Origin of the sequence: Streptomyces sp. NPDC001914 (assembly GCF_042891215.1) — a bacterium.
GTDB lineage: Bacteria > Actinomycetota > Actinomycetes > Streptomycetales > Streptomycetaceae > Streptomyces.
In genome coordinates, this window is the sequence record NZ_JBIASW010000003.1 from 428,763 (window position 1) to 452,092 (window position 23,330).

Here is a 23,330-nt window from a genome sequence, read left to right on the forward strand (position 1 = left end):
AGCCGAAGCCGAAGCCGAAGCCGAAGCCGAAGCCGAAGCCGAAGCCGAAGCCGAAGCCGAAGCCGAAGCCGAAGCCGAAGCCGAAGCCGAAGCCGACTCGGCCCTCCCCAGCACCGAGCCCAGGCGATCAAGCCCCGGCCCAGCGCCCGCGACTCGGCGCCGCGACTCAGTGCCCCGCAGACTCCTCCGGCCGCGCATGCCGCGGCAGCAGGAACGCCAGCAGGAACGTCAGCGCCAGCATGCCGTCGACGATCCACAGCACCGTCTGCATGACCGAGCCGAAACCGGTGCGGAAGGCCGAGGACGCGGTGGCCTGCAGCGCGGCCGGGATACGGGCCCCGTCCTCGGGCGAGGTCACGGCCGCCCGGGTGTCCTTCTCCAGGCGGGTGCAGGACGCCGGGGTCGCTTCGAAGTCCTTGGCGGTGGCGCGGTCCGCGGCGCAGGTGCGCAGGCCCGCCACGATGCGGTCCTGGGCCTCGGGCGCGACGTGCGCGGCGGTCAGCCGTCCTCGCAGATCGTCCGAGCGGTGGTCGACGGCGGTGGCGATCCCGCCGCCCAGCAGACCGAAGAACACCGTGCCGAGGATGGCCACACCGAAGGCGCCGCCGAGCTGCTGCACCGCGGTCATGGTGCCGGACGCCGAACCCGTCTCGTGCTGCTCCACACTGGCGAGCACGATGTCGAAGAACGGGGCCATGAGCAGGCCCATCCCGATGCCCGTGACGAGCAGCGACGGCAGGAGCTGCCAGGGGCCGACGCCGGATCCCACCTGTTCGAGGGTCAGCCACACGCCGAAGACACCGAGCGCCATGACGAGCGCGCCCGCCTGGAGCACGGTCCGGCCGAAGCGGACCACACCCTGGGCGACACCGAAGCCGACGATCATGCCGCCCGACCAGGGCACCATCACCAGGCCCGCCTTGAGAGGCGAGTAGCCGAGGCCGATCTGGGTGTAGAGGTTGAAGACGAGCATGAAGCCCTGCATGGCCGAGAAGAAGACCAGCCCGAGGATCATGCCGCCGCTGAAGCCGCGCTTGCGGAAGAGGCTGGGGACGACCAGCGGGTCCTGGCCGGCCTTGTTGCGGCGCGACTCGTACAGGGCGAACGCCGCGAAGACGACGACGGAGGCGCCCATCATCACGAACGTCCACACGGGCCAGTCGTACTCACGCCCCTGGACCAGCGGGAAGATGAGGAGGAGCGCGGCCACGGAGACCAGGATCATGCCGGGGATGTCGAGGCGCGGCTTGCTGTCGGAACGGCCCTTCGGCAGGTAGCGCACGGCACCGAGGATGGCGGCGGCGCCCAGCGGCAGGTTGATGAGGAAGATCATGCGCCAGCCGGTGCCGAAGTAGTCGGCGTCCACCAGCCAGCCCGCCAGGATCGGCCCGCACACCGCGGACAGACCCATGACCGGGCCGAACATGCCGAAGGCCTTCTGCGACTCCTTAGGCGGGAACATCTCCTTGATCATGCCGAGGCCCTGCGGCAGCATCACCGCGCCGAACAGGCCCTGCACGACCCGCGCGCCGATCAGCATCCCGGGCGACACGGACACCGCGCACAGCAGCGAACCGACGGTGAAGCCCGCGGCGCCGACCAGGAACATCGTGCGGCGTCCGTGGATGTCGCCGAGCCGTCCTCCGGTGACGAGCCCGACGGCCATGGAGAGGGTGTAGGCGGCGGCGAGCCACTGGAGCGTGGAGGCGCCGCCGCCTAGGTCGGCCCGCATGGAGGGGCCGGCGATGTTCGTGACGACGGCGTCGAGGAGGTCCATCACCTCGGCCGCGAGGATCACGAACAGCGCAGCCCAGCGCCACCGGTAGGGCGCTGGTGAGTCGATGGGCGTCTCGGCGGACGCGACACCGGTGGTGGACATCGGGAACTCCTCGCGAAGAGGCCGCGCCGGAGTCGACCGGGGCGCGGTGGGGCGGACGGGTGTGACTGCCCGGCTTGCCGTCTTGGAGGAAGAAGCACGAGACGAGACGCCGGTGAACGCCGTTCACCTTAACAGAACAGTGCTCATCAAGAGAACGGCGTTCATTACGATATAGCGCAACTCCGCGACAGCGACAAGATATATCGCGTTGAGTCGAGGTGAACGCCGCTCTCCCGGAGAGAACACTGCTCTCCGGCGGCCTAGACTGTGGTCATGAGCGACGCGGCCGCCGGCACCCCCGATTCACCCCCGCCGTCCCCCTGGGAGCGTGAGCGTCCCGCCCGCGCTCGTGTCGCCCCGGCGCGCGAGCCGCTGTCGCGCGAGCGCATCGTCGAGGCGGCCTTCGTCGTGCTGGACCGGTCCGGCCTCGACAAGCTGTCGATGCGTCAGGTGGCGGCCGAACTGGACGTCACGGTCTCCGCCCTCTATGCCTACGTCCGCTCCAAGGACGACCTCCTGGAGCTGATGTACACCCGGCTCTTCGCCAGCTTCACGCTGCCCGAACCCGACCCGGAACGGTGGCAGGACCAGGTGCGGGACTACGCGCGTTCCTGGCGCCGGCGCCTGCTGTCCCACCGCGACATGGCCAGGATCTCCATGGCGCACGTCCCCTTCACCGCCGAACTGCTGCCGTACGTCGAGGCGTTGCTCGCCATCTTCCGTACCGCCGGACTGCCCGACCGCATCGCGGCCGAGGCCGGTGACCTCATCTCCACCTACATCGACGGGTTCGTCCTGGAGGAGGGCATGTGGCAGGACCGGGCCGCCCAGCACTCCGGCGGCACCCTGGCCCGCCCCGACTGGCGCGAGATGGCCGACGAGATGCAGAACTACTTCGCGTCGCTGCCCGAGGAGCACTTCCCCCACCTGCGGGCCCTGTCCGGGTCGATGGTGACGGAGTCCTCCGACGAGAGGTTCGACATCGGCCTGGAGATCATCCTGCGGGGTCTCGCGAGTTATCTCCCGGACCGCGGGGCCTGAGCCCGGGGCGGGTCGTCGTGGACAAGTCCCGCCCCTCTCGGCTCAGTTGTTCCAGCTCTCGTCGTACGGATCGCGCGGCGTCGGGACCGGCCGCGCCGAACCGACCTCCAGATACGGGATGATGCCGCCGTTGACCGGGTCCGTCGTGCGCTTGGCGGTGTAACGGCCGGTGACTTCCAGCCAGGTGTCGGGCCGCAGGACCGGGGGAGTCCGGCCCGACAGGCCGATCTTGACCGGCTGGGCGTCCGCGGCGCAGCAGTTGAGGGCCATGCGGACGAGATACGGGGCGCCCTTGCGGTCGAGGGCGACGAATCCCGTGATCTTGACCTGACGGCCGCCGAGGGAACGGCCGTGGTCGTACGCCGCCCTGCTCGCGTAGTCGACGAGGCCGAGCGTGACCGGGTCACCGGCGGGCAGCTTCGCGTAGCCGAAGGGCGCCTGCAGCGCCGTTCCGGTGCGCATCGCGCTGTACGAGCCCAGGGCCGGCGGGGCTACGAGGATGAGCGCGAGCAGGGGGAGCACGAGGAGCCACGAGATCCGCGGCTCACGATGGCCGTGGCCGTGGCCGTGGCCGTGGCCGTGGCCGTGGCCGTGGCCGTGGCCGGGGTCGGGGTCGGGGTCGTGGGTGTGGCCGTGGCCGTGCTCGCCCCTGTCGAGGGGCTCGTCTCCGTGCCCGTGTCCGTCGCCGGTCAGGGGTCCGTCCCCGTCCCCGTCCGCGCCCGCGCCCGCGTTGCCGTGCCCACCCCCGTCTGCCGTCCCGTCCCGGTCCGCGTGGTTGTACCCGGCGCCGCCCTTCGCAGGCGCGTCCGCGGGTCCGTGCCCGGCGGCGCGCCCGGCGTCAGGCCCGGTGCCGGCGCGCCCGGCGTCGTGCCCCGTGCCGGCCCGCCCGGCGGCCGCCCGGTGCTCCCGTATCTCGTACCAGACCGTCGCCAGGGCCGTGACGACGAGCACCACGCCGGCCGCGAGCAGCAGGGGCCGCAGCCCCGCCTTCACGTACCGCAGATAGAGGTCCGTGACGCTCGCGTGCAGCACCGCCGCGCCGACGAGGAAGAGGACGGCCGCCTGAGCCTGCCGGTTCACAGGAGCACCGCCCCGATCAGTACGGACATGAGGACCGCCAGCGTGAAGGTGGCGGGCGCGAACCGGGTCGCGAAGCCGCGGCCGAACGTGCCGACCTGCATGGCGAAGAGCTTCAGGTCGATCATCGGTCCGACGACCAGGAACGCCAGCCGGGCGGTGAGCGAGAACTGGGTCAGCGAGGCGACCACGAACGCGTCGGCCTCGGAGCAGATCGACAGCAGGACGGCCAGGATCGCGAGGGCCAGGACGGACACCACCGGGTTCCCGGCCGCGGCGTGCAGCCAGCTCGCCGGTACGACGGCCTTGAGCGTGGCGGCGGCCATCGCGCCGAGCACGAGGAACCCGCCCGCGTGCATGATGTCGTGCCGCACGGACCCCCAGAACGCGGCCCCCCGGCCCTGGCCCTCGTGCGCGGGGCGGGCCGGCGGGCGCAGCCAGTCCGTGCGGCCGAGACGCTGCCACAGCCAGCCCATCGCGCAGGCCACCAGGAGGCTGGCGACGAAGCGGGCGAGAACCATCTCCGGGTTGCGGGGGAAGGCCACCGCGGTCGCGGTGAGCACGATCGGGTTGATCGCCGGGGCGGACAGCAGGAAGGCCAGGGCCGCGGCCGGAGTGACGCCGCGTCGCACCAGCGCCCCGGCGACCGGCACGGAGGCGCACTCGCAGCCGGGCAGGACCGCGCCGGCCATCCCGGCGACCGGCACCGCGAGCGCCGGCCGCTTCGGCAGCGCGCGGGCGAAGAACGACGGCGGGACGAACACCGCGATGACCGCGGACAGCAGGACGCCGAGGACCAGGAAGGGCAGGGCCTGGACCACCACCGCGACGAACACGGTCATCCAGCTCTGCATCACCGGTGCGGACAGCATGCCGCGGATCGGCCCCTGACACGCGACGACCAGCAGCAGGAGCATCGTCAGGGCGAGCGGGGAGTCGAAGTGCCAGCCCTGCCGGTCCTGGCGGCCGCCCTCGTCCTTCCGCCGGACCGGCGGCGGGGCTTCCTCGGTGATGGTCACGCTCGACGTACCTCCGGTCGGGGAAGGGCGCGGCTGCGGATGCCCTTCCGCCTTCAATACGCCCGCCCGGCCACAGCTTCTCACCGCGTGACCAGGGGATTGCCCGCGCCCGGGGGATTCTTGACCTCCGCCTGACCGGGGCGGGCGGTGCTCACCGTGCGTCGCGGACGTGTGCCGGGCCCGGGGCGCCGGTACGCCCCGCGCGTCGCGGTCGTTGTCACAACTCTTTACGTGGCTGTCACGGGCCTGTAGCTTCCGGGCCGCAAGCCCTTTCAGGAACTTGCCGGTTCTTCTTGCAAGGCAACGCCTCCACCGCAACTCCCCCTCCCCGCACGCGCATTGGAGCCGCCCCATGAACCGCAGACGTGGACGCCCGCCCCTGAGAGCACTGATGGCCCTCCTGACGGTGACCGCACTGTTCGGACTGACCCCGCCGGACACGGGACCGGTCCCCCTGGAGAGCACGGCCGCCACCTCCACGACGGCGACCGTCTTCTACTACACGAAGACCAAGAACTGGCCGGCCACCTACCTCCACTACGCCCCGGACGGCGGTTCCTGGACCACCGTGCCGGGCGTCCGGATGGAGTCGGCCTGCACGGACTGGGTGAAGAAGACCGTCGACCTCGGCTCGGCCACCGGGCTCCAGGCCACGTTCAACAACGGAAGCGGCACCTGGGACAACAACGGCGGCAACAACTACGCCCTGGGCACCGGCACCATCACCGTCAAGGACGGGGTGATCGCCCACAGCGACCCGTGCGCCGACACCGGTACGGGCACCGGCAACCAGGCCACCGTGTACTACTCGACCGCCACCTCCGGGTGGACCACGGCCAACATCCACTACGCCCCGGCCGGCGGCTCCTGGACCACGGTCCCCGGCGTCGGCATGGAGAGCGCCTGCACCGGATGGTGGAGGAAGACCCTCGACATCGGGACCGCCACCTCGCTCAAGGCGGCCTTCAACAACGGCAACGGCGTCTGGGACAACAACAACAGCGCCGACTACACGATCCCGTCCGGCACCACGACCGTGAAGGACCGGACCGTCACCGCCGACGCCAAGGACCCCTGCGCGGCCGAGGCTCCCGACACCCGGGCGCCGACCACACCGGCCGGGCTCAAGGCGACCGCCACGAACACCTCGGTGGTGGTGACCTGGGATCCGGCCACCGACGACACCGCCGTGACGAAGTATCAGCTCACGCGCACGGGCGGCACGAAGGGAACCGTCGTCACGGATGTCGGCTCCACGGTGTACTCCGACACGGGACTCGAGGAGAAGACCGAGTACACCTACACGGTGAAGGCCGCCGACGCGGCCGGAAACACCTCGCCCGCCTCCGCGGCGGCCACCGTCACGACCGGGGAGAAGGCCCCGGCGCCGGCCGCGGGGACACCGCTCGGCACCGACCCGCGCAAGGACCCGATCTACTTCGTCCTCACCGCCCGCTTCTACGACGGCGACAGCTCCAACAACCGCGGGGGGAGCCAGGACGTCAAGTCGGGCAACGCGGCCAACAACGACCCCATGTTCCGCGGTGACTTCAAGGGTCTCGTCGACAAGCTCGACTACGTCAAGGCCCTCGGGTTCTCCGCCGTGTGGATCACCCCGGTCGTCCTCAACCGCTCGGACTACGACTACCACGGCTATCACGGCTACGACTTCTACAAGGTCGACCCCCGACTGGAGTCCGCCGGCGCCTCCTACCAGGACCTGATCAACGCGGCCCACGCCAAGGGCATGAAGATCTACCAGGACGTCGTCTACAACCACAGCTCCCGCTGGGGCGCCAAGGGCCTGTTCACCCCCACCGTCTACGGCGTCCGCGACTCCCAGTGGAGCTGGTACTACGACGAGAAGAACGACAGCTTCGAGTACGACGGACTGACCGTCGAGCCCAAGTCGGGGAAGTCGTATTACAACGGCGACCTCTGGTCGACCGCCGAGCCCTCCGGCAACACCTGCGTCAACTGGGGCAAACCCACCGGCGGCAAGAGCGCCGAGGGCTACACCCTGTACAACTGCCAGTGGCCGAGCCCCACTTCGGGCATGTTCCCGAAGGCCTACTACCACCAGTGCTGGATCGGCAACTGGGAGGGCGAGGACTCGCGTTCGTGCTGGCTGCACGAGGACCTGGCCGACTTCAACACCGAGAACACCACGGTCCAGAACTACCTGATCGGCGCGTACGACAAGTACATCGACATGGGCGTCGACGGATTCCGCGTCGACACGGCCGTCCACATCCCGCGCGTCACCTGGAACCGCCGCTTCCTGCCCGCCGTCTACGACCGGGTGACCCAGCGGTTCGGCACGGAGGCGGCGAAGAACTTCTTCGTCTTCGGCGAGGTGGGCGCCTTCGTCAACGACAAGTGGAACCGCGGCTCGGTGAACCACTCCGCGCAGTTCTACACCTGGAAGGAGCGCAAGGACTACAGCGCCGACGACGCGACGGCCGCCATCGAGCAGTACACCTACGAAGAGCAGCTGGGCACCGGCAACCAGCCCACCTCCACCAACGCCTTCCTGAGCGGCAACAGCTACCACACCCCGGACCGCAGCCAGTTCTCCGGGATGAACATCATCGACATGCGCATGCACATGAACTTCGGCGACGCGCAGAACGCCTACAGCAACGGCAAGGACTCCGACGACTCGGTCAACGACGCCACGTACAACGTCGTCTACGTCGACAGCCACGACTACGGCCCGAACAAGTCGAGCACGCGCTACGCCGGCGGCACCGACGCCTGGGCCGAGAACATGGCACTGATGTGGACCTTCCGCGGCATCCCCACCCTCTACTACGGATCGGAGATCGAGTTCCAGAAGGGCAAGCAGATCGACTGCGGGCCGACCTGCCCGCTGGCGACGACCGGGCGCGCCTACTACGGCGACCATCTCGCGGGGAGCGTCACGGCCTCCGAGTTCGGCAAGGCCGACTCCGCGAGCGGTGAGGTCGCGACGACCCTGGCACAGCCGCTGGTCAAGCACCTTCAGCGGCTCAACCAGATCCGCCGGGCGATCCCGGCCCTGCAGTCGGGCCAGTACTCGACCGACGGCATCAGCGGCTCGATGGCCTTCAAGCGCCGCTACACCAGCGGATCGACCGACAGCTTCGCCCTCGTCACGGTCACCGGCGACGCGACCTTCACCGGCATCCCGAACGGCACCTACACGGACGCCGTCACCGGTGCCGTGAAGACCGTCTCGGGCGGCACGCTCTCGGTGGCCGCGCCCGGCAAGGGGAACCTGCGGGTCTACGTACTGAACGGCCCCGGAAAGATCGGAACGGACGGCCCCTACCTCAAGTGACGCGGCCGTCGGAGACGTACGGAAGCGGCGGTCACCGCGGTTCCGCCCGGGCGCCCCACGCCCGGGCGGAACACCGTGACCGCCGCTCTCGCGCCCGGCCGGGAGCCGGGATGAATGGCCCGGTTGGCGTTGGGTACGCGACCGAATGACACGCCCGGGAGTGAGATCTGCCCGGGTGGCCGCCCGCCCGCCACGATCCGGGGATATCTGCCATGGACACGCCCTTGAACAACAACCACCCCAGCGCCCCCGCGGCGACGCCCGCCCAGGAGGCCCTGGACACCCTCGCCGCGAACACCGAGGACACCGCGGCGCTGGAGACCCTCGCCGGCAGCGACGTCCTGGTGCCCGTGCCGGACGACGCCTCGGACGCCGACATCGCCGACCCCCACGCCGTGGCCCTGCCCATCCTGGACGATCCCGAAGGCGGACAGGTCGTCCCGGTGTTCACCTCGGAACTGGAACTGGCCGAGCTCCTGCCCTCCGTCTCCCGCTACCGCCTCGTGCCGCTCGCCGCGCTCGCGGCCCAGTGGCCCTCGGGCGACCTGGACCTCATCATCGACGCCGCCTCCCCGCACGGCCTGACGCTCACCTCCGAAGGCGTACGCACCCTGCTGGTGCGCTAGCCGGGCCCTCGGCCACCCGACGCGGGCCCCGCACCACCGCCCCGGAGGCCGCGGGGCGGTCCCGCGGCCGAAGGATGTCCGGATCCGTTCCTCGGCGAGGAGTGGCCCGGCCCGTCCGGGCGGGGAAGATCCCTGGAAAGCCGCCGCGGAGGAGTGGGGTTCCCGTGAGAGTCGTCCTGCTGGGCACGGCCGCCGCCGGCGGCTTCCCTCGGTGGAACTGCGTCTGCGCGCAGTGCTCGGCCGCCCGCGACGGAAAGCTGCCCGCCCGCACCCAGGAAGGCGTCGCCGTCAGCGGCAACTCCCGCGACTGGTGGCTGCTCAACGCCTCGCCCGACATCCGTACGCAGCTCAACGCCACCCCCGCGCTCGCACCCGGACCCGGGGGCACGCCCGTGCGCGGCGTCCTGCTGACCGAGGCCGCTCACGCGACGGGGCTGACCGGGCTGCACGGTGCCCCGGGGCTGATGGTCTACGCCTCGCCTCCCGTCCTCGCCGCGCTCTCCCCGCTGCGCCCGCTCCTCGACCGCCCGGCCGCCTGGGCGTGGGCGGACAGCTTCACCGAGGGCGGATTCGTGCTGGCCGGAGGTCTGGTCGTCAGCGCCCACCCGCTCGGTTCCCGGATCCCCGGCCACGTCCCCGGGGCCGCCGCCGACGACCGCTGGGTGACGGCGTACCGGATCGAGGACCTGGCCAGCGGGGGCGTGCTCGTCTACGCACCCTGCCTGGGGAGGTGGACACCCGCCCTCGACGAACTGCTCGACGGGGCCACCTGCGTCCTCCTCGACGGCACCCGCTACGCGGAGGAAGGGACGGACACCGTGGTACGGGCGCCGCGCGGGCGGGCGGCCGCCGAGTGGCACCTCCCGGTCTCCGGCACGGACGGCAGCCTGGCGGCTCTGGCCCGGCACTCCGGCCCGCGCGTCGTCTACACCCACTTCGACAGCGCGAACCCGCTGCTGGACCCGGCCACGGACGCCCGCGCGGCGGTGACGGGTGCCGGTGCCGAGATCCTGCCGGACGGAGCGGAACTCGTGCTCTAGGCGGGCCGGTGGCCAGAGACACGGGAAAGCCGGCGCAGGCTGATCAGCCGCCCTGGTTGCGGGGAGCGGACCGCTCGGCCCGGCGGGACCGGACGACCGTGGACCCCTTGGCTCCGGGTGGAGCGGGCGCATGCGGACCGCTCGGGCTTGCAGGACCCGGCCGGTGCGGGTGGCTCAGGTCTGGAGCATGCGGGCCAGTACGGAGCGCTGCAGGGGGAGCACCTCGGCGTGCAGATCGCGGCCCTTGCGGGTGAGCGCGACCCACACCCCGCGGCGGTCCTCCTGGCAGACGGTGCGCTCCACCAGACCGTCCTTCTCCAGCCGGCCGATGAGCCGCGACAGCGCGCTCTGGCTCAGATGGACCCGGTCCGCGATGTTCTGCACCCGGCAGTGGTCGCCGGGCTCCGCGACCGTCTCGGCGACGAGGATGTCCAGGACCTCGAAGTCACTGGCTCCCAGGCCGTGCGGATGCAGCACGCGGTCGATCTCGCACATCGTGCGCGCGTGCACCGACAGGATGTCCCGCCACTGGTCCTCCAGGCGGGTACCGGGCGTCTGCGTTGCCATATCTGAACGGTAACAGAGATCCGGCCACTAGTTGAGTGTGCAATTAGTGTGCCCGCATTCAGTTGACCGGGTCCTCGATGAGCCCGTACATGTTGCCCTCCGCGTCCTTCACCGACGCGACCTTCCTGCCGTTGCCGACGTCCTGGAGCTCCTGGAGCGTCTCGGCGCCCGCCTCGATCAGGGCCGCCAGGGTCGCCTCGATGTCGTCGACGTGCCAGAAGGGCACCGGGCCGGTCAGGCCCTTCGCGTGGCCGTTCGGGTCGAGTCCGACATCCTGGCCCCCGTCCTTGAAACCGACGTAGTACGGCTCGTCCACATAGGGCTCCACCCCGAGCAGCAGGGTGAACAGGGCCTTGGTCTTCGCGACGTCCTTGACGGGGTAGATGATGGTCTTGACTCCGGCGGTCATGGCGACTCCTGTGCGGTGCGTCGCGGCCGTGTCGGCCGCTGTCGTGCCGCCGGTGTTCCGGCGGCGCTTTCACGCTAAGCCGGGAGAGCCGGGTACGGCTTCTCGAATCCTGACCGGTGCGCGAGGGGCCTCCCTGGTGCGCCGGTGCGCGCGGAGCCTCCCGCATGCACCGGCGCCCACGGCACGCGCCTCAGGTGGACTCGCGGCGGACCAGCTCCGTCGGCAGGATCACCGCCGCCGGATCCTCGCCGCCGATCTGGGCGAGCAGGACCCGGACCATCTCGGAGCTGATGCGGTCCCAGGGCTGGCGGATGGTCGTGAGGGCCGGAGTGGCGGCCGTGGCGGCGGGGGAGTCGTCGAAGCCGCCGACCGCGACGTCGTCCGGGACCCGGCGGCCCGCCTTGCGCAGCGCGGCCAGCACGCCCTGGGCCATCAGGTCCGAGGCGACGAACACGGCGTCCATGTCCGGAGCGCGGTCGAGGAGCAGTTCGGCGCCAGCCTCACCGCTCGCGCGGCTGTAGTCGCCGGAGGCGATGAGCCGGTCGTCGGCCTCGACGCCCGCCTCGGCGAGCACTTCCCGGTACCCCGCCAGACGTTCGACACCGCCGGGGGTGTCCAGCGGTCCGGTGACCATGCCGATCCGGCGCCGCCCGAGGGAGAGCAGGTGCGTGACCATGTCCCGGGCCCCGTCGCGGTCGTCGGCGGCCACGTAACTCACCTTGGAACCCAGCCCGATGGGCTTGCCGCACGCGACGAGCGGCACGCCCGCCTCGCGCAGTTCCTCGGCGACCGGGTCGCCGGAGTGGCTGGAGACCAGCAGCACTCCGTCGACATGGCCGGCGGTGATGTAGCGCGTGATGCGCCGCCGCTCGTCCTGGGTGCCGGCGAGCATCAGCAGGAGGGGGACGTCGTGCGCGGCGAGGGCCTGGGTGCAGCCGCGCAGCAGGACGTTGAAGTTCGGGTCCTCGAAGAACCGTTCCTGGGGCTCGGTCAGCAGGAAGCCGACCGAGTCGGACCGCCCGGTGATCAGCGAACGGGCGTGCCGGTTCACGACGTAGCCCGTCCTGCGGATGGCGGCGTTGACGGCCTCCGCCGCCGAGGGGCTGACGTAGTGCCCGCCGTTGAGCACGCGCGAGACGGTGCCCCGCGAGACACCCGCCTCACGAGCGACGTCGTGGATCGTCGGCGGCTTGCGCCGGCCCCCCGTGTTGCTCATGGTCATGACTTTACGGCTCCGGACAGCAGGTCGAGGCTCCAGAAGCGCTGGATGACCAGGAACAGCGCGACCAGCGGGACGATCGCGAGCAGGGCGCCGGTGATGACCAGGGTGTACAGGGCCGGGGTGTTGGAGCCCTGTTCCAGAAGCGTGAACAGGCCGAGCGTGATCGGGAACTTCTCGTCGTCGCTGAGCATGATGTAGGGGAGCAGGAAGTTGTTCCACACGGCGACGAACTGGAACAGGAACACCGTCACCAGACCGGGCACCATCATGGGCAGCGCGACCCGGGTGAAGATCCGCCACTCACCCGCGCCGTCCATCCGGCCGGCCTCGACCACGTCGTCGGGGACGGCCGCCGCCGCGTAGATCCGGGCGAGGTAGACGCCGTACGGGGACAGGACGAGCGGCAGCAGCACGGAGGCGTACGAATCCGTCAGGTCCGCCTTGGCGAGCAGCAGGTACTGCGGGATCGCGAGGATCACCGGCGGCATGAGCACGCCCGCCATGAGGACGCTGAAGACGGTCTCGCGGCCCCGGAAGCGGTAGACGGCCAGGGCGTAGCCGCTGATCGCCGAGACGCCCGTCGACAGAAGGGCGCCGAGACCGGCGTAGAGCGCGGAGTTGCCCATCCACCGCCAGTAGATGCCGTCGCGGTAGGCGTTGAGGTCCCTGACGTTCTGGGTGAACCCGGTGCCGGGCAGGAAGGTGAAGGTCGAGAACAGCTCGCGGCCCGACTTGGTGGCCGCGATCACCACCCAGGCGACGGGCAGCAGACAGTAGAGCGCGCCGAGCAGCAGGGTGAGCGTGGGCACCAGCGCGATCCGGCCGCGCGGCGACGGCCCCTGGGCGGTGCCGGGCGTCGTCCCGGCGGCCGGCGCGGCCTTGCGCAGGGCAAGAGAACTCATCGTGCTTCCTCCTGCTTGGTACGGGAGTTCGCGGCACGCAGGAAGCCGAAGGACAGGACCAGCGTGACCACGGCGATGATCACGGCCTCGGCCGCTGCCGCGTAGATGTCACCGGTGTTGAACGCGTCCCGGTAGACCTTCATGAGCGGACTCCAGGTCGTGGAGACGGAGTTGGTGAGGGGTTTGAGGGTGGTCGGCTCGCTGAACACCTGGAGGGTGGCGATGATCGAGAAGAAGAAGGTGAGCACCAGGGAGGGTGCCACCATCGGGATCTTGATCCGCAGGGCGGTCTGCAGCGGGGTGGCGCCGTCCAGCTTCGCCGCTTCGAGCACCACGGCCGGGATGGCCTGGAGCGAGGTGTAGATGACGATCATGTTGAAGCCGGTGCCGCCCCAGACCGCGATGTTCGACAGCGCGATGTACAGCGGACCGCCGTCCAGCAGGTCGGGCTGGGGCAGACCCAGCCTGTCGAGGACGAAGTAGAAGGGGCTGACGTCCGGGAGGTACAGGAAGCCCCACAGCAGGGCGGCCACGACACCGGGGATGGCGTACGGCAGGAAGATCGCGAGCCTGGTGAAGGGGGCCAGGCGCACCTTCTCGGCGTCGAGCATGAGCGCGAAGAGCAGCGCGAGGCCGAGCATCACCGGCACGACTATGGCGCCGTATCCGGCCACGCGCAGCGCGCCGTCGACGAGTTCGCTGTCGGTCAGCGCGTCGGTGTAGTTCCCGAGGCCCGCCCAGACCTCGGCGCGGGCACCGGCGCCCAGGCCGAGACCCTTGACCTGCACCTTGTGCAGGCTCAGCCAGATCGCGTAGCCGATGGGCAGCGCGAAGAAGAGGACGAAGAGGATCGTCGCGGGGAGGAGGAAACCGTACGGGGCCCCCTTGACCCCGTACGGCTTCCGGCGTGCGCTGGTCACTGAGCGACCCCGAAGCCCTGCTTCTTCAGGTCGGCGACGGTGGTGTCCTGCATGGTCTTGAGGGCGGCGCCGAAGTCCGACTTGTTCTTGGCGGCGGCCCCGAAGGCGTCGTTGAAGGTCGTGTAGGCGACGTTCACGTTCGGGCCCCACGCGGACGGGGCGGTGGTCTTCGCGATCTCGGACGCCTTGGTGTAGAAGTCCGGCTGGTTGGAGAAGAAGGCCGGCGGCTGCGCGAAGGCGTCACCGCTCTGGGCGCTGGTGGACGCCGGGTAGATGCCGCTCTCCTTCGCGAGCGCGGCCACCGCCTGCGGGTCGGTGTTCAGCCAGGCGGCGAACTTCGCGGCGGCCGCCTTGTGCGAGGAGTCGGTGGTGACGGCCGTCGAGGAACCGCCCCAGCTGCCGGTGACGTTCTCGCCCTCGGTCCACTGCGGCAGCGGGGCCATCGCCCACTTGCCCTGGGTGTCCGGGGCCGCGGTGGTCAGGGTGCCGGGCGCCCACACCGCGCTGACCCAGGCGATCTCCTTGCCGGTGTTCAGCGCCTTGTTCCAGGCCGGCTGGTACATCGGCTGGTTGTCGATGGCGCCCTCCTTGACCAGACCGCCCCAGAAGTCGGCGACCTTGCGGGTGGCCGTGTCGTCGATGCCGACCTTCCACTTGTCGCCGGAGGAGGTCCACCACTTGGCGCCGGCCTGCTGCGCCAGACCGGCGAACAGGCCGGAGTCGTTGGCGGAGAAGGTGGTCAGGGCCTTGTCCGGTGCCTTCTTCTTCAGCGTGCGGGCGGTCTCGGCGAACTCCTCCCAGGTGGTGGGGACCGTCAGGCCGTACTTCTTGAACAGGTCGGCGCGGTAGTAGAACATCATCGGGCCGATGTCCTGCGGGATCGCGTACACCGCGTCCGTCCCGAGCGTCGTCTGCTGCCAGACACCGTCGGCGAACTTGCTCCTGGCGTCCTTCGACTCCGCGGATATGTCGGCGAGCGCGTCATTGCTGACCAGGGTCGGCAGCGCCTGGTACTCGGCCTGGACCAGGTCCGGTGCCTTCTTCGCCTTGTGCGCGGTGAGGATCTTGGTGATGAGCGTGTCGCCCGAGGCCTGCTTCTTCACCTCGACGGTGATCTGCTGCTGCTTGCCCGGCCCCTTGTTCCAGAGGTCGACGACCTTGTCCATGCCCGGCGCCCAGGTCCAGAACGTCAGTGTCGCGGGTCCGGACTGGGATTCGCTCTTGTCGTCGTCGGACGAGCCGCAGGCGACGAGCGAGGTGGCGCCGAGGACGACGGCGATGGTGCTGGCCACGAGGCGGCTGTGCTTCGTGATGGGCATGGAACGTTCTCCCCTGACCTGGGCCTCCGCCTGCTGCGGGAGGCCTGCCCTGTTCTTGTGCGGTGCGCCTTTTCGGGGCGCACCGGTCTTGTGCGTATGCCTTCGGGGGGTGCGCCGGCCGGTGCCGGGACCGCGGGCGTGCGCCGGGCCCCTCGGGCCTTCACGCGCTCGCCCGCCGACACCTGAGCGCCCCTCGGGCTCACTTGCCGTGCTTCTGTGAGCGTTCACAGTAGAGAAACATCCCGGACACTTGTCAATGGTTGTTGCTGTGCGGTTATGTTGGGCTCACGCCGCTGGCGTTGTGTGTGCACGTTCCCAAATGATCGATTACATGGGAGAGATCCATGCCGGAGACCAACCCCAAGGGCCTCACCGGGCTCGCCTTCGGTGGGGACTACAACCCCGAGCAGTGGCCGGAAGACGTATGGCACGAGGACGTCCGGCTGATGCGGGAGGCGGGCGTCACGATGGTGAGCGTCGGGATCTTCTCCTGGGCCCTCCTCGAACCGGCCCGGGGCACCTACGAGTTCGACTGGCTCGACCGCGTCCTCGACCTGCTCCACGAGAACGGCATACGCGCAGACCTGGGCACCCCGACCGTCGCACCCCCCGCCTGGTTCTACCGCGAACACCCCGAAGCGCTCCCCGTGGCCGCCGACGGCACCCGCTACGCCTTCGGATCACGCGGCGCCATCTGCCACAGCAACACCCACTACCGCGACGCCGCCGCCTCCATCACCACGCGGCTCGTGACCCGGTACGCCGACCACCCCGCCCTCGCGCTGTGGCACGTCCACAACGAGTACGGCGTGCCCGTCTCCGCCTGCTACTGCGACTCGTGCGCGGCGCACTTCCGCCGCTGGCTGACCGGCACCTACGGAACCGTCGACGAGCTCAACGAGGCCTGGGGGACGGCCTTCTGGGGCCAGCGGTACACCGCCTTCGACCAGATCGACCCGCCGCGCGCGACCCCGACCGTCGGCAACCCGGCACAGGCGCTCGACTACAAGCGGTTCGTCGACGCGACCATGCGGGAGAACTTCGTCGCCGAACGGGACATCCTCCACCGCCTCGCACCCGGCATCCCCGTCACCACCAACTTCATGACCGCCCTCAGCCAGTGCGACTCGGTCGACTACTGGGCCTGGGGCCGCGAGGTCGACCTCGTCACCAACGACCACTACCTGATGACCGATGGCCGCCGCACCCATGTGAACCTCGCGATGGCCGCGGACCTCACCCGCTCCGTCGCCGGCGGAGCCCCCTGGCTGCTCCTCGAACACTCCACCTCGGGCGTCAACTGGCAGCCCCGCAACCCCGCCAAGGCGCCCGGCCAGATGGCCCGCAACTCACTGTCCCACGTGGCCCGCGGCTCCGAGGGCGCCATGTTCTTCCAGTGGCGCCAGTCCCGCAGCGGCGCGGAGAAGTTCCACTCCTCGATGCTGCCGCACGCCGGCACCGACTCCCGCGTGTGGCGCGAGGTCGTCGAACTCGGCGCCTCCGTCCAGTCGTTGGCATCCGTCAAGGGCACTCGGACGGTCGCCGACGTGGCGGTGCTGTGGGACTGGCAGTCCTGGTGGGCGCAGAGCCTGCAGTGGCGCCCGAGCGAGGACCACGACGCCCGCGAGCGCGCCGACGCCTTCTACGAAGCTCTCTACGACCGCCACCTCACCGTCGACTTCGCCCACCCGGAAGCCGACTTGTCGGCCTATCCCCTTGTCGTCGTGCCCGCCCTCTACCTGATGACCGAGGCCGCGGGGAACAACCTCAGGGAGTACGTCGAACGCGGCGGCACCCTCCTCGTCTCCTACTTCTCCGGCATCGTCGACGAGCACGACGCCGTCCACGAAGGCCCCCACCCCGGCGCCCTGCGGGACGTACTCGGCCTGACCGTCGAGGAGTTCTCCCCGCTGTTGCAGGGAGAACTCGTCCGGATCACGCGGCCCGACGGCACCGAACTCACCGGCGACGTGTGGACCGAGTTCGTCGTGCCGCGCGGTGCCGAGACCGAGTGGACGTACGCGAGCGGTCTCGCCGCCGGACATCCTGCGGTCACCCGGCACCGGAGCGGGGCGGGTTCGGCCTGGTACGTGTCCACGCGCCTCACGGCCGAAGGACTCGACGCCCTGATCGGCCGGGTGGCCGACGACGCGCGCGTCGCTCCGCGCGCCGACGTGCCCCGCGACGTCGAAGTGGTGCGCCGCACGGGCGAGTCGGGCACTTATGTCTTCGTGATCAACCACTCCGCGTCCGACGCCAAGGTGCCGCTGGACGCGCACGGCACCGAGCTCCTCACCGGCGAACGCGCCGCGGGCCGGCTGGCGGTCCCGGCGGGCGCGGTGCGGGTCGTACGCCTGGACGCGTGACAGGCCGTCGGCCGTACGGGGGTGCGGTCCCGCCGGTCGGTTGCCGGACGGAGTGAGGGCCGAACTTCCCGCGCTCGGGACCAACGGCTCTGCGCCGCCTGGCAAATGCTGCGCCGGGCCCAACCGGTCACCGAGGTACGGGGCTTGAACGGCCTCGGGCCGTCCGAGCCCTCGACCGGCCGGGGCGACCCGGGACCATCCGGCCGGCCGGGCGGCTCCGCTCCGTCCGACCGGTCGCCCGACCGGGCAGCCGGACCGGCCGGAGGAACTCGGGCAGACCCGGGCGTCTGATCCGTCGCCCTCCCGGCGGCCCCGACCACCCGTCCGGCACCCCTGTGCACCATCCCGCCACAGCTTCTGCCGTCGCGGCAGAGTCAGCCGACGCACCTTCCGGAGATCCCCCACCGTCCGGGCCGCAGGGCCCGGCGTTCGCTCCGGCCGCCGCCCGGGTCATCGCACTCGGCGGCCCCCGACCCCCCTCCGCCCGCGTGAGCCAGGAAGCCGCGGGCGGAGGGGTTCGCCCCCGGATCCACCCGGATCCACCGGGGGCACCTTCTCCCCACCACGTCGAAGGGACGACGGACGATGATGTTCCATCCCAGACGCACACTCAGGGCCCTGCTGCCGCCGCTCGCGGCCGGGCTCGCCCTCGCCGCCCTGCCCGCGCAGACCGCGCACGCGGCGAGCACCCTGACCAACGCCGGGTTCGAGGCCGACGGGACCGGCGTCGCCGTGCCCGCCGGCTGGTCGGAGTCCGGCTCCACCGCCGCCTCGTACGTCGAGGCGGGCGGCCACGGCGGGAGTTACCGCCTCAGCCACTACTCCTCCTCGGCCTACAAGGTCGAGACCTACCAGACCCTCACCGGGCTGACCAACGGCAGCTACAAGCTCACCGCGTGGGTCCGCTCCGGCGGCGGACAGAACTCCGCCTACCTCGCCCTGAAGAACTGCGGCGGCACCGAACAGCGCACCGACCTGCCGGTCTCCAGCAGCGGATGGATCCACCTGGTCGTGCCCGTCTCCGTGACGAGCGGCCAGTGCACGGTCAGCGTCTACTCCGACGCCAACGCCGGGAACTGGATCAACGTCGACGACCTGACGTTCACCTCCGGCACCACCGGACTGTCCGTCAAGGGCTCCGACATCTCCTCCCTCGCCAAGAGCGAGGCCTACGGCGGCCTCTACAAGACCGCTTCCGGCACCACCGGCGACGCGCTCACCATCCTGAAGTCCGCCGGGATGAACTACGCGCGCCTCAAGGTCTGGGTGAATCCGGCCGACGGCTACAACAACAAGGCGCGCGTCCTGGCGATGGCCAAGCGCATCAAGGCGCAGGGCATGAAACTCCTGGTCGACTTCCACTACTCGGACACCTGGGCCGACCCCGGCACCCAGACCAAGCCGGCCGCCTGGGCCGGACACTCGTACAGCCAGCTGAAGACGGACGTCTACAACCACACGTACGACGTCCTGAACGCCCTGAAGGCGCAGGGCACCACGGCCGACATGGTGCAGATCGGCAACGAGATCAACGGCGGCATGCTCTGGTCCGAGGGTTCCACGGACAACTTCGCGCAGCTCGCCGGGCTGCTCAACTCCGGCTACGACGCGGCCAAGGCGGTCAGCTCCTCCACCGTCGTGGCCCTGCACCTCGCCAAGGGCGGCGATCTCACGGGCACCCGCTGGTGGTTCGACACCGCCCTCGCCAACGGCGTGAAGTTCGACGCCATCGGCCTGTCCTACTACGGCTACTGGCACGGCTCGCTCTACGACTTCCAGACCACCCTGGACGACGCCGCCACCCGCTACGGCAAGCCGGTCTTCCTCGCCGAGACGGCCTACCCCTTCCGTCTGGACAGCGACGACGCACTCGTCAACCAGATCGACACGACCGCCGAACTGGTCTCCGGCTACGCGGCCACGACCACCGGGCAGTCCAACTGGCTGCGTGACGTCATGAACATCGTGGAGGCCGTGCCGAACGGCCGCGGTCTCGGCGTCTTCTACTGGGAGGCCACCTGGACGGCCGTGACCGGCAACGGCTGGGACCCGGCCGACTCCTCCTCCGGCAACGGCTGGGAGAACCAGGCCCTGTTCGGCTTCGACGACAAGGCACTTCCGGCCATGTCCCTGTTCGGTCACCGCTGAGAGGCGAAGGGGTCCGGCCGCCGGTGCGGCCGGGCCCCGTGTGACGTCCGGGACGTCCGGCTCCGGCCAGGGTCGCGGGAAGACCGTGCGTGCCGCCTCCTGCTGCGGGACAGTGGCGGGAGACCGTCACGACGGAGGGGGACACGATGCTGAGGGGACCCGGCAACAGTCAAAGACTGGACATCCTGGAGTGGTTGCGCGCCCCGGCGTCGCACTTCCCGCCGCAGCGTGGCGCCGACCTCGTCGAGGACGGCGTCAGCCCCGACACCCTCGCCGCCAAACTCGGAGTGAGCCGGGCCGTGGCGCGCACCCACCTCGACCTCCTCGCCGGAGTCGGTCTCCTGCGCGCCAAGAAGCTGGGACGGCGGACCTATTACCGGCGCGACGAGTACCGTATCGCCGAGGTGAGCCGCTACTTCGAGAAGGGCTGGTAAGCGCGTGGGAGACGGGTCCGGTACGGCCACAGCCCTTTCGCCCCGGCGGGCGGTGACGCTCGGCGGCCGCGGCCCCGAGGACGTGGTGGCCGACTCCAGGGGCGGCGTGCTGACCGGTCTGGAGGACGGGCGGATCGTACGCGTCGAAGGTCTCGGCGACCCCGACCGCACCACCGTCCGGGTCGTGGCCGAGACGGGTGGCAGGCCGCTCGGCCTCGAACTCCTTCCGGACAACGCCCTGTTGGTGTGCGACGCCGAACGCGGACTGCTGCGGGTCGGACTCGACGACGGAGTGGTCCGCGTCCTCGCCGACCGTCTCGCCGGAGTTCCGCTGCGCTTCTGCAGCAACGTGATCGCCCTCGCGGACGGCACCGTGTACTTCACCGTCTCCAGCCGGAGTTACCCCCTGAAGCAGTGGATCGGCGATCTCGTCGAACACACCGGATCGGGCTGTCTGCTGCGCCTCGCGCCGGGGGAGACGGAACCCGAAGTGCTCCTGGAGGGGCTGCAGTTCGCCAACGGTCTCGCCGCGTCCGCGGACGAGTCCTTCCTCGTCCTGGCCGAGACCGGCGGTTTCCGCCTCGTCCGCTACTGGCTCACCGGGCCGGGCGCGGGCCGGTCCGAGACCTTCGTCGACGACCTGCCCGGCCAGCCGGACAACCTCTGGCGCGCTCCGGGCGGCCCGATCTGGGTGGCCCTGGCGGGCCCCCGCGTCGGAGCCCTGGAGCTCCTGCACCGCCGGGGCCCGGCCGTCCGGCGTGCCGCCGCCCGGATCGCCGTGCGGGCGCCCTTCAGACCGCCGGGCACCACGGGGGTCCTCGCGGTCGACGACGACGGCGCCGTCGTGCACCACCTGGAGAGCCGCCGCGCCCGGTTCCGGATGGTGACCAGCGCCTGCGAGTCCGAGGGCCGGCTGATTCTCGGAAGCATCTGGGAACGGGGCCTCGCCGTCTGCGACCTTCCGGCCCCCATCGTCTGAACGGCCGGCCACGTCGGCGTTCGGGATCTCCGGGCTCCAGTCCTTCGGCGGGCCGGACGTCGGCCGGAAGGTGAGCGGGGCCCGACGCCGTGACGCGCCCGCGCCCCTGTGCGGGGGAACTCCGGGATCAGTCGTATGAGCGGAGCGGCGTGCGCGCTTCCTCCTGGTCCGCCGCTTCGGTGATCGACCGACCGGATGAAGTTGTCCCACGCGCTGTCGGCACGGAGCCGAGCAGCCGGGCATGCGCGGTCGGTGTTCCTACGATGCCGCAAGGAGCGCCCCTGTGAGCAGGGCCCGTGCGAGTCGGCCCGTGCGACGGGCCTCGTCGACTCGGCTTCTTCGACCCCAGAAATGGCGGAATGGATGAAACCGAAGATCTGTGGCCGGTTGCGGACCTGGGCCGCCGCCGGTGTGGCACTCGCGGCCGTCGCGGGGGCGGCGGCGGCCGGCCCGCCGGCGGCGGCGAACGACGACGACCTCGGGCCCGCGATCGAGGCGATCATGCACAAGCCCGAGTACAAGCACGCACAGTGGGGCGTGCTGGAGACGGACCCGGAAAGCGGCCGGGTGATCCACTCCCGGTTCGCGAACCAGTTCTTCGTACCCGGTTCGACGGCGAAGCTGGTCACCATGTCCACCGCCTGGCACACGCTCGGCCCCGACCACCGCTTCACCACTCCCGTCATGGCGACCGGCACCCGCACCGGGTCGACACTGCACGGGAACCTGGCACTGGTCGCCCAGGGCGACCTGACGATGGGCGGCCGCACCAAGCCCGACGGTTCGGTGGACTACACGAACATCGACCACACCGAGGCCGCACTTCCCGGAGCGACGCTCACCCCTGAGAACCCGCTCGCCGGGATCAACCAGATCGCCCGCCAGATCCGCGACGCCGGCATCACCAGGGTCGACGGCGACGTCATCATCGACCCCCGCCTGTTCGACCTCCCGGACCTGAGCCCCCAGCCCACCCCGCTCATCCTCAACGACAACCTGATCGACCTGCTGACGACTCCGACCCGGCCCGGACAGGCGGCCAAGCTGTCGTGGCGCCCCCAGGTCTCGCCGTACCACGTCACCTCCAGCGTCCGGACGGTCTCCAGCGGGGGGACCACGTCCGTCGACGTGACCGCCTCGCCCGACGGCACCCAGATCCACCTCTCCGGCACCATCGCCGCCGGCTCCCAGCCGCTGCTGCGGGTCTCCGCCATCAAGGACCCGAACGCCTTCGGCCGCACCGCGCTGATCGAGGCCCTCGGCCGCGTCGGCGTCACCGTCACCGCGCCGCCCACCGGGGCCAACCCGCAGGACCAGCTCCCCGACTCGTACCGGGGCGACCGCCGCGTCGCCGCGTACGTCTCCCCGCCGTACAGCCAGTACGCCAAGCTGATCCTGAAGGTCAGCCACAACCTCGGCGCCAACCTGGCGCTGTGCAACATGGCCGTCGCGCGCGGCAGCAAGAACTGCTTCGACGCGTTCCCGATCGAGCACGAGTTCCTCACCGACGTCGCGCACATCGACCCCAAGCAGTTCCAGCTCTCCGACGGGCGCGGCGGCACACCGTCCGAGCACGTCACCCCCAAGGGCCTCGTCGAGATCCTCACCTACTGGCTGCACACCCCCGACGCCACGGCCTTCCGCAAGCTGCTCCCGATCCTCGGAGTCGACGGCTCCAACGGGATCTCCTGCACCGAGAACTGCCCGGCCAAGGGCAAGGTGTTCGCCAAGCCCGGCACCGTCATCGGTGACGACGAACTGAACCAGCAGCTCGCCGCCACCGCCCAGAACGAGGCCGGCTACCTCAAGACCGACGACGGCCGCCTGCTGACGTTCTTCGTCGGTGTCAACGGCGCCGCGACCGCCGACCTCGAGAGCTTCATCAGCATCTTCAACGACGTCAACCAGATCACGGCCCTCCTCCAGGAACAGGCCTCGGCGGAAGAGGCACGCCACTAGCACCGCCACCACCACCGGCGCACGGCGCCGGGACGTGTCACGACCGCCACGGCACAGGGGTCGCCTCGATACCGGGGCGACCCCTGTGCCGTTCGGGCCGG

At 70.7% G+C, this 23,330-nt stretch carries 18 protein-coding genes; 9 read left to right on the forward strand and 9 right to left on the reverse strand.

Annotation, left to right across the window (positions count from 1 at the left end; genetic code table 11):
* Nucleotides 1–166 precede the first annotated feature (166 nt).
* Nucleotides 167–1,879: an MFS transporter gene (locus tag ACFYYF_RS11170; protein ID WP_388773776.1), complete on the reverse strand. Its 1,713-nt coding sequence runs from the start codon at nucleotides 1,877–1,879 to the stop codon at nucleotides 167–169.
* 273 nt (nucleotides 1,880–2,152) lie between these two features.
* Here ACFYYF_RS11170 and ACFYYF_RS11175 point away from each other — a divergent pair, with 273 nt between their 5' ends.
* Nucleotides 2,153–2,920 (forward strand): TetR/AcrR family transcriptional regulator, encoded by a 768-nt coding sequence (locus ACFYYF_RS11175; RefSeq protein ID WP_388773779.1) that lies wholly within the window; start codon nucleotides 2,153–2,155, stop codon nucleotides 2,918–2,920.
* Between the two features lie 42 nt (nucleotides 2,921–2,962).
* On the opposite strand, the gene ACFYYF_RS11180 is transcribed toward ACFYYF_RS11175, so the two are convergent.
* Together ACFYYF_RS11180 and ACFYYF_RS11185 are read right to left on the reverse strand one after the other, a co-directional pair.
* On the reverse strand, nucleotides 2,963–4,000 hold the full coding sequence (locus tag ACFYYF_RS11180) for a TIGR03943 family putative permease subunit (RefSeq protein ID WP_388773781.1): 1,038 nt from the start codon (nucleotides 3,998–4,000) through the stop codon (nucleotides 2,963–2,965).
* On the reverse strand, nucleotides 3,997–5,016 hold the full coding sequence (locus ACFYYF_RS11185; protein WP_388773784.1) for a permease: 1,020 nt from the start codon (nucleotides 5,014–5,016) through the stop codon (nucleotides 3,997–3,999). The genes ACFYYF_RS11180 and ACFYYF_RS11185 overlap by 4 nt, the downstream gene beginning before the upstream one ends.
* A gap of 352 nt (nucleotides 5,017–5,368) precedes the next feature.
* Between ACFYYF_RS11185 and ACFYYF_RS11190 the strand changes: the two genes are divergently transcribed.
* The 3 genes from ACFYYF_RS11190 (at nucleotide 5,369) to pqqB (ending at nucleotide 10,004) form a co-directional block, all read left to right on the forward strand.
* Entirely contained in the window at nucleotides 5,369–8,338 is a 2,970-nt protein-coding gene (locus tag ACFYYF_RS11190) for a carbohydrate binding domain-containing protein (protein WP_388773786.1), read from the forward strand.
* Nucleotides 8,339–8,550: 212 nt separating this feature from the next.
* Complete coding sequence (locus ACFYYF_RS11195) at nucleotides 8,551–8,964, forward strand: SseB family protein (protein WP_388773789.1); 414 nt, start codon at nucleotides 8,551–8,553, stop codon at nucleotides 8,962–8,964.
* Nucleotides 8,965–9,128: 164 nt separating this feature from the next.
* A complete protein-coding gene (pqqB, locus tag ACFYYF_RS11200; protein WP_388773791.1) occupies nucleotides 9,129–10,004 on the forward strand; it encodes a pyrroloquinoline quinone biosynthesis protein PqqB in 876 nt (291 codons plus the stop codon).
* Between the two features lie 174 nt (nucleotides 10,005–10,178).
* On the opposite strand, the gene ACFYYF_RS11205 is transcribed toward pqqB, so the two are convergent.
* From ACFYYF_RS11205 to ACFYYF_RS11230, 6 genes are all read right to left on the reverse strand, one after another.
* Nucleotides 10,179–10,571, reverse strand: a complete 393-nt coding sequence (locus tag ACFYYF_RS11205) for a MarR family transcriptional regulator (RefSeq protein ID WP_365486978.1) — start codon at nucleotides 10,569–10,571, stop codon at nucleotides 10,179–10,181.
* A 58-nt stretch (nucleotides 10,572–10,629) separates the two neighbouring features.
* On the reverse strand, nucleotides 10,630–10,980 hold the full coding sequence (locus ACFYYF_RS11210; RefSeq protein WP_388773794.1) for a VOC family protein: 351 nt from the start codon (nucleotides 10,978–10,980) through the stop codon (nucleotides 10,630–10,632).
* A 190-nt stretch (nucleotides 10,981–11,170) separates the two neighbouring features.
* Complete coding sequence (locus ACFYYF_RS11215) at nucleotides 11,171–12,202, reverse strand: LacI family DNA-binding transcriptional regulator (RefSeq protein ID WP_365486982.1); 1,032 nt, start codon at nucleotides 12,200–12,202, stop codon at nucleotides 11,171–11,173.
* Nucleotides 12,199–13,104, reverse strand: a complete 906-nt coding sequence (locus tag ACFYYF_RS11220) for a carbohydrate ABC transporter permease (RefSeq protein WP_388773798.1) — start codon at nucleotides 13,102–13,104, stop codon at nucleotides 12,199–12,201. The genes ACFYYF_RS11215 and ACFYYF_RS11220 overlap by 4 nt, the downstream gene beginning before the upstream one ends.
* On the reverse strand, nucleotides 13,101–14,024 hold the full coding sequence (locus ACFYYF_RS11225; protein ID WP_388773800.1) for a carbohydrate ABC transporter permease: 924 nt from the start codon (nucleotides 14,022–14,024) through the stop codon (nucleotides 13,101–13,103). Before ACFYYF_RS11225 ends, ACFYYF_RS11220 begins: the two co-directional genes overlap by 4 nt.
* Nucleotides 14,021–15,343, reverse strand: coding sequence for an extracellular solute-binding protein (locus tag ACFYYF_RS11230; protein ID WP_388773802.1), 1,323 nt, complete (start codon nucleotides 15,341–15,343; stop codon nucleotides 14,021–14,023). Before ACFYYF_RS11230 ends, ACFYYF_RS11225 begins: the two co-directional genes overlap by 4 nt.
* A gap of 344 nt (nucleotides 15,344–15,687) precedes the next feature.
* Between ACFYYF_RS11230 and ACFYYF_RS11235 the strand changes: the two genes are divergently transcribed.
* The 5 genes from ACFYYF_RS11235 to dacB all read left to right on the forward strand — a co-directional run bounded on the left by ACFYYF_RS11235 (nucleotide 15,688) and on the right by dacB (nucleotide 23,229).
* Nucleotides 15,688–17,709 carry a beta-galactosidase gene (locus tag ACFYYF_RS11235; protein ID WP_388773804.1) on the forward strand — a complete coding sequence of 674 codons (2,022 nt, stop codon included), beginning with the start codon at nucleotides 15,688–15,690 and terminating at the stop codon, nucleotides 17,707–17,709.
* 588 nt (nucleotides 17,710–18,297) lie between these two features.
* Nucleotides 18,298–19,857: a glycosyl hydrolase 53 family protein gene (locus tag ACFYYF_RS11240; protein ID WP_388774362.1), complete on the forward strand. Its 1,560-nt coding sequence runs from the start codon at nucleotides 18,298–18,300 to the stop codon at nucleotides 19,855–19,857.
* A 146-nt stretch (nucleotides 19,858–20,003) separates the two neighbouring features.
* Complete coding sequence (locus ACFYYF_RS11245; protein WP_361680590.1) at nucleotides 20,004–20,291, forward strand: helix-turn-helix domain-containing protein; 288 nt, start codon at nucleotides 20,004–20,006, stop codon at nucleotides 20,289–20,291.
* Nucleotides 20,292–20,295: 4 nt separating this feature from the next.
* Complete coding sequence (locus ACFYYF_RS11250; protein WP_388773807.1) at nucleotides 20,296–21,270, forward strand: SMP-30/gluconolactonase/LRE family protein; 975 nt, start codon at nucleotides 20,296–20,298, stop codon at nucleotides 21,268–21,270.
* A gap of 363 nt (nucleotides 21,271–21,633) precedes the next feature.
* Nucleotides 21,634–23,229: a D-alanyl-D-alanine carboxypeptidase/D-alanyl-D-alanine-endopeptidase gene (gene dacB, locus ACFYYF_RS11255; RefSeq protein WP_388773810.1), complete on the forward strand. Its 1,596-nt coding sequence runs from the start codon at nucleotides 21,634–21,636 to the stop codon at nucleotides 23,227–23,229.
* Nucleotides 23,230–23,330 lie beyond the last annotated feature (101 nt).

Bases quoted from the DNA above. Each gene is read 5' to 3' on its own strand.
- ACFYYF_RS11230 (WP_388773802.1), bottom strand. From the start codon at position 15,343: ATGCCCATCACGAAGCACAGCCGCCTCGTGGCCAGCACCATCGCCGTC.
- ACFYYF_RS11235 (WP_388773804.1), top strand. From the start codon at position 15,688: ATGCCGGAGACCAACCCCAAGGGCCTCACCGGGCTCGCCTTCGGTGGG.
- ACFYYF_RS11170 (WP_388773776.1), bottom strand. From the start codon at position 1,879: ATGTCCACCACCGGTGTCGCGTCCGCCGAGACGCCCATCGACTCACCA.
- ACFYYF_RS11175 (WP_388773779.1), top strand. From the start codon at position 2,153: ATGAGCGACGCGGCCGCCGGCACCCCCGATTCACCCCCGCCGTCCCCC.
- ACFYYF_RS11215 (WP_365486982.1), bottom strand. From the start codon at position 12,202: ATGACCATGAGCAACACGGGGGGCCGGCGCAAGCCGCCGACGATCCAC.
- dacB (WP_388773810.1), top strand. From the start codon at position 21,634: ATGAAACCGAAGATCTGTGGCCGGTTGCGGACCTGGGCCGCCGCCGGT.
- ACFYYF_RS11245 (WP_361680590.1), top strand. From the start codon at position 20,004: ATGCTGAGGGGACCCGGCAACAGTCAAAGACTGGACATCCTGGAGTGG.
- ACFYYF_RS11195 (WP_388773789.1), top strand. From the start codon at position 8,551: ATGGACACGCCCTTGAACAACAACCACCCCAGCGCCCCCGCGGCGACG.
- ACFYYF_RS11220 (WP_388773798.1), bottom strand. From the start codon at position 13,104: ATGAGTTCTCTTGCCCTGCGCAAGGCCGCGCCGGCCGCCGGGACGACG.
- ACFYYF_RS11190 (WP_388773786.1), top strand. From the start codon at position 5,369: ATGAACCGCAGACGTGGACGCCCGCCCCTGAGAGCACTGATGGCCCTC.
- ACFYYF_RS11240 (WP_388774362.1), top strand. From the start codon at position 18,298: ATGTTCCATCCCAGACGCACACTCAGGGCCCTGCTGCCGCCGCTCGCG.
- ACFYYF_RS11205 (WP_365486978.1), bottom strand. From the start codon at position 10,571: ATGGCAACGCAGACGCCCGGTACCCGCCTGGAGGACCAGTGGCGGGAC.
- ACFYYF_RS11210 (WP_388773794.1), bottom strand. From the start codon at position 10,980: ATGACCGCCGGAGTCAAGACCATCATCTACCCCGTCAAGGACGTCGCG.